At 56.1% G+C, this 1,190-nt stretch carries 1 protein-coding gene; it reads right to left on the bottom strand.

Annotation, left to right across the window (positions count from 1 at the left end; genetic code table 11):
• Positions 1–18: 18 nt before the first annotated feature.
• On the bottom strand, positions 19–891 hold the full coding sequence (locus IEY52_RS26460) for an IS1 transposase (RefSeq protein WP_229684934.1): 873 nt from the start codon (positions 889–891) through the stop codon (positions 19–21).
• Positions 892–1,190 lie beyond the last annotated feature (299 nt).

Below are 1,190 nucleotides of genomic sequence, written 5' to 3'. Positions count from 1 at the left end.
GGTAGTCCGCTGTGATGATCACGCACCCCTCAGGGCATGAAGTGGTGTGGCAAGCAATTCACCCAGGGTAAAAACCTGATCTGTCAGCCCCATCGCCATTGCTGGCGTTCTCTTCAGGTACTTCTGACGCCCCACCCTCTCGGGTAATTCCACCTTCAAACTGCGGCAGGTTTTTACCCAGTTGTAATCTAGTCGGACCAATTCCGCCAGTCCCACACGGGTGATTTGCTTGTGGGCAAAAGCCAGTCCTTTGCGGTGCATATGTGGGGTGTGTTGCCTGGCGGTGCCATTCTGGCGCTCCACAGCGGAAGTGTTGGGGGTGTTGTACCCCAGTCTCTCCAGCTCTAGTTTGATCCGACCCGTGGTGCCGTGCGTGTGGCGGATGTCCACGGTCTTGAGCCTCCTGCCTTCCCGCACCTTAATCAGCTGGACATGGGCCAGCATGCGGGGAATGCGGTACTTCACTTTGGGAGGTCGACCTTTCCCACCCTGCTTCTTGGTCCTGTATGGCACACCAAAAATCTCCGGGAACAGGGTGGCATAGCCGTGCCCCCCATCGGTCAGAAAAGCTAGATTTTGAGGATCGACCAGACGATTTCGAGCGTCCTGCAGCAGGCAGCGAACCAAAGGCTCATCTCTCACGCCCAGCCGCAGGGAGACCAGAAATTTGCTGTAAGGGTCGATCACCGTGGCTTCCCAGAGTTGCTGGCTCTTATTGCCGTAGAAGCCGTACCTTTCATCTGCCTGCAGGGCCGTGGTTTTCAGCCCCACCGCTTTGTGGTCATGCAGGTTCCTGGCGTGTTGACCGGTGACAAAGATGATTCGCTCTACGGTGTCGTGGTGGACCTTGCAGAGTCTGACCGTAGCAGAGATGGAGTTACCCTCACACAAGGTTTCTGCCACCTTGATGAATGTGTCTGGATCGATTTTGCTGTTCCACAGAGGGGTACCTTTGCGCTCACTGAACTCGCTACCACAGGTTTTGCATCTGAGGAGACGCAACTGGTGCTTGCCGTAGGTTTTGCGGAGGGTCAGGTTGTCTCGTCCAGGCTGGAGGTGGTCTTGGCACTGAGGGTTTGGACACGCTAAACTGCTGAGGGGCAGCTGTTTTTTTTGGTTCTCACAAGTCGAATTTTACTGCTGCCCTGCTTTTTGCCTGCCCCCTGCGGGATCATCGCAGCGGACGACCG

This window comes from Deinococcus roseus, assembly GCF_014646895.1.
GTDB lineage: Bacteria > Deinococcota > Deinococci > Deinococcales > Deinococcaceae > Deinococcus_C > Deinococcus_C roseus.
This window is presented reverse-complemented; position numbering and strand designations above follow the sequence as displayed.